This is a genomic window from Luteibacter sp. P4_D7_3 (genome assembly GCF_056401735.1).
This window is the reverse complement of record NZ_JBFUIT010000376.1, coordinates 1-3,492: the sequence shown is the minus strand read 5'-3', so window position 1 is coordinate 3,492 and position 3,492 is coordinate 1. Positions and strand designations below refer to the sequence as shown.

Annotated in this window: 3 protein-coding genes; 2 read left to right on the top strand and 1 reads right to left on the bottom strand. The window is 64.5% G+C overall.

From position 1 onward, the window contains the following. The coding region (locus AC1DSN_RS20135) for a hypothetical protein (RefSeq protein WP_477332467.1) at positions 1-228 on the bottom strand (228 nt) is incomplete at its 3' end. Positions 229-625: 397 nt separating this feature from the next. Between AC1DSN_RS20135 and AC1DSN_RS20130 the strand changes: the two genes are divergently transcribed. After that, a complete protein-coding gene (locus AC1DSN_RS20130) occupies positions 626-1,786 on the top strand; it encodes an efflux RND transporter periplasmic adaptor subunit (RefSeq protein ID WP_477332465.1) in 1,161 nt (386 codons plus the stop codon). Further along, positions 1,783-3,492: efflux RND transporter permease subunit (locus AC1DSN_RS20125; RefSeq protein WP_477332463.1), on the top strand; the 1,710-nt coding region annotated here is incomplete at its 3' end. The genes AC1DSN_RS20130 and AC1DSN_RS20125, both read left to right, overlap by 4 nt.

The window sequence follows — 3,492 nt, the reverse complement described above, 5'->3', positions numbered from 1 at the left end:
CACGAGAACCGGTCCGTTCAGCGTCTCGACCGCCAGCCGCTGCTCGGGGTTGAGGCCTGCGAGATAGTCGGGCGCACGATGCTGGTCGCGGGCCGCCATGGCCCGCGCGGCGATGCCGAGGCCGCCACTGCCCTCAGCCTGTGCCGGAGCGGGGGCCGTGTTGCGCGGCGCCTGCGGGTGCTGCGGTTCTTCATCGAAGAACGGAATGTCGTCGAAACTGTTCGTCATGCGGCCAATGTAGTGATTCGGACCTGAAAGACCAGAAAATGTTCTGCTTTCATTCCCAGTCTCCACACAAGGCAAGGCTAAAGTGTGAAGAGGCTGCCGGTTGCGCTCTGCGAAAGCGGCAATTTTAGGAGTATAAGTATGCTTGCCGTCTAACATACCCGTGAGATTTCGCGAGGTTACATTTTTGTAAGGTTGCCGAAGACCCATTGCGTGAGCACCCGCAAAAAAGGATACTCCCGGGCAATATGGCCTTTTCGTGCCTCCTTCGGAGAATTGAATGCGGATTTGGAAACAGCTTCTGCTCTGTCTCGCCGTCCTGGCGGGAGCGCTGGCTCTGTGGGTTTACCTGGTGCCGAGTGCAGGAGCCACGCTTGCAAAGATCGGCGTTCCCGGTGGAGTGATTGCCGCCATAAGCCCGAAACATGCCCCCCAGCCCGCAACGGCAGCAGCCGGCAGTGCCAACGGCAATGCGGCGACGCGCCAGCAAGGCCAGGGCGCAGCACAGGGAAATTCGCAGAACGKAGCCGCGAACGCGGCCCAGAACAACGCGGGCCAGAACGGCCAGCGCGGGGCAGGCGGCCAGGGCGGACAGGGTGGCAACCGCGCCACGCTCGTCGTCGCCCAGCCGGTGGCGATCGGCACCGTCAACGACCGCCTCACGGCGATCGGCAGCGGCGAGGCGATCCAGTCCGTCGTCGTCATGCCGCAGTCTTCCGGCACGATCAACGAGATCAGGGTCGTTTCCGGCCAGAAGGTCACCAAGGGCCAGGTGCTCGCCCGCCTCGACGACGAAGAACAGACGATCGAGCGCGAAAAGGCGCAGGTCGCGCTGCAGAGCGCCCAGGAAAAATCCGCTTCCTACAAGAACCTCCAGTCGTTCTCGCGCCTCGACGTGCTCAATGCCCAGATCGCCGAACAGGCTGCCAAGCTTGCGCTCGCCACGGCCGAACTCAACTTGAAGCGCCGCGATATCGTCGCGCCGATCGCGGGCATCGCGGGCATCGTCGCGGTCAATATCGGCGACAACGTCACCACCCAGACCAATGTGGTGACGATCGACGACCGCACGGCTATTTTGGTCGATTTCTGGGCGCCGGAGCGTTTCGCCGTCGCCATCGAGCCGGGCCAGGCAGTCGACGCGAGCTCGATCGCCCGTCCGGGCCAGGTCTTCTCCGGCAAGGTCGAGGCGATCGACAACCGTATCGACGCGGCAAGCCGCACGATGCGCATCCGCGCCCGTGTCGAAAATCCGGGCGATGTTCTGCGCGCCGGCATGGCCTTCAATGTCGGCATGCGCTTTGCCGGCGAAAGCTACCCGGCGGTCGATCCGCTCGCCGTCCAGTGGGACGGCGAGGGTTCCTATGTCTGGCAGGTCAAGGACAATAAATCGGTCAAGACCCGGGTGCGCGTCGTTCAGCGCAATCCCGATGCGGTGCTCGTGGGCGCCGAGCTCCAAGAGGGCGACAGGATAGTGACCGAAGGTCTGCAACGGGTGAGGGAGGGGGCGTCGGTCCGGGTTTTCGGCGCGCCGGAAACCGCTGAGGTGGCGCGCCAATGAAGATGGAGCTTCCGGGGCATGGCCACGACGACGAGGGGAAGGGCGATGCGGAGAAATCCAGCCAGAGCTTCACCGCTCTCTTCGTCCGCCGGCCCGTTCTTGCCGCCGTCCTGAACACCCTGCTCGTCGTCGCGGGTCTTGCGGCGCTTGCCGGCGTCGAAGTGCGTGAACTTCCCGACGTCGACCAGCCGGTCATCACGGTACGCACCAATTACGACGGCGCCTCGCCGCAGACGATGGACCAGGAAGTCACCCAGGTCATCGAAGGCGCGGTCGCCCGCGTGTCCGGCCTGAAGGCGCTGTCATCGCAGTCGCAGTTCGGCTCCAGCCGCGTGACGATGGAATTTTCCGATAGCATCAACCTGTCGGAAGCCGCCAACGACGTGCGCGATGCCGTCGGCCGGGTCATCAACAAATTGCCGGAAGATGCCGACGAGCCCCGCATCGTCAAGGCTGACGCCGATTCCGACGCCATCATGCGCCTGGCGGTGACATCCTCGAAGATGTCGATGGAAAACCTGACCCAGCTGGTCAAAAACGCGGTCGTCGACCGCCTCGCCGCCGTGGAAGGTGTGGCGGACGTCGAACTTTACGGCGACCAGGACAAGGTATTCCGCGTCGACATCAACCAGGCTGCGTTGGCCGGTCGCGGCTTGACCGTTGCCGACGTTTCCAAGGCGCTGTCGAGCGCCGCTCTCGACGTTCCGGCCGGTTCGCTGAAGAGCACGACGCAGGACATCGTCGTTCGCGCCACCGCCAGCCTCACCAAGCCGCAGGATTTCGAAAACGTCCTGATCGGGCCGAACGTCCGCATCCGCGATGTGGCGACCGTGGCGCTCGGCCCGGACGACGGCACGACCGTGTTGCGCGCCAACGGCGTGCAGGGCGTCGGCCTCGGCATCATCCGCCAGGCGCAATCCAACACGCTTAACATTTCCGAAGGCGTCAAGGCCGCCGTCGCGGAGATGCAGAAGACCTTGCCGGAAGGCACCCGCATCGCGGTTACCGGCGACGACGCGATCTTCATCCAGGGCGCGCTGCACGAAGTCGAGACCGCATTGATGCTCTCGGCGGCGGTCGTCGTCGTGGTCATCTTCCTGTTCCTGCGCGACTGGCGCGCCACGCTGATCCCGGCGATCACCATGCCCGTGGCGCTGATCGGCACGCTGGTGGCGATCTATCTCGTCGGCTTCTCGATCAACATCCTGACGCTGCTCGCCATCGTCCTGGCGACCGGTCTGGTGGTCGACGACGCGATCGTCGTGCTCGAAAACATCGTCCGACGACGGGCGGAAGGCATGGGACCGCGCGCCGCCGCCGTGCTCGGCACCCAGGAAGTGTTTTTCGCCGTCATCGCGACGACCGCGACGCTCGCGGCCGTCTTCATTCCGCTGTCCTTCCTGCCCGGCCAGATCGGCGGCCTGTTCAAGGAATTCGGCTTCGTTCTCGCCTTTTCGGTGGCGCTGTCGTCGGTGACCGCCCTGACGCTCTGCCCAATGCTTGCGTCGCGCATGCTGACCAARCCGATGAAGGAAGACCACGGCCTGCTCGGCGCCTTCGGCAACGCGTTTGCCAGCGTCTATGCGTCCTCGCTGCGGTTTTGCCTCAACGCGCCGCTTGTCGTCATCGTCGTCTCGGTGGTCTTCTCGGTCGCCGCCTACAACGTCTTCGGCCTCGTCAAGAGCGAGCTGACGCCGCGGGAAGAC